The 860-nt window shown below is 58.6% G+C and carries 2 protein-coding genes; both read right to left on the bottom strand.

Going from position 1 to position 860, the window contains the following annotated elements; translation table 11 throughout:
- Positions 1-438: metallophosphoesterase (locus tag BG52_RS04380; protein ID WP_397310878.1), on the bottom strand; the 438-nt coding region annotated here is incomplete at its 3' end.
- On the bottom strand, positions 413-860 hold a 448-nt coding region (locus BG52_RS15595), incomplete at its 5' end, for a metallophosphoesterase (RefSeq protein WP_397310876.1). The genes BG52_RS15595 and BG52_RS04380, both read right to left, overlap by 26 nt.

Here is an 860-nt window from a genome sequence, read left to right as displayed (position 1 = left end):
AAGCCGAATCGGCGGCCCCCACGTTCCGAAGCCGGAAGACACGACCACGTGCATGCCGTCCTTACGCATGCAACCCCAGTCGAGCTCAAAAAGCCGGCGCGTTATCCAGTGATTCGGCGCAAATTGCCCGCGATGCGTATGTCCGCACAGTAGTATGTCAGCGCCGGCTTCCGCAGCTGCTGCAAAGGCATAAGGCTGATGATCCAGCACAATGATCGGCTTGTCCTTCGCGAGCCCGGAGAGCAGTTCGGCGACCGGCATACGGCCGATCTGATCCATGCTTTCCGCCGCCTTGTCCTTGCGGCCTACAATTTGAATGCCGCCCTGCAGGACAACCGTCTCATCGCGCAAAACCCGGATGCCGACATCCGCCATCCGTCTGACATATTCTTTGATATGGCCGCCGTAATATTCATGATTGCCAAGCACGGCATACACACCGAGCGGCGCCCGCAGAGCGGCGAGCGAATCCGACCACGTGCATGCCGTCCTTACGCATGCAACCCCAGTCGAGCTCAAAAAGCCGGCGCGTTATCCAGTGATTCGGCGCAAATTGCCCGCGATGCGTATGTCCGCACAGTAGTATGTCAGCGCCGGCTTCCGCAGCTGCTGCAAAGGCATAAGGCTGATGATCCAGCACAATGATCGGCTTGTCCTTCGCGAGCCCGGAGAGCAGTTCGGCGACCGGCATACGGCCGATCTGATCCATGCTTTCCGCCGCCTTGTCCTTGCGGCCTACAATTTGAATGCCGCCCTGCAGGACAACCGTCTCATCGCGCAAAACCCGGATGCCGACATCCGCCATCCGTCTGACATATTCTTTGATATGGCCGCCGTAATATTCATGATTGCCAAGCACG

The sequence above is a fragment of the Paenibacillus darwinianus genome (assembly GCF_000598065.1).
Taxonomy (GTDB): domain Bacteria; phylum Bacillota; class Bacilli; order Paenibacillales; family Paenibacillaceae; genus Paenibacillus_I; species Paenibacillus_I darwinianus.
This window is presented reverse-complemented; position numbering and strand designations above follow the sequence as displayed.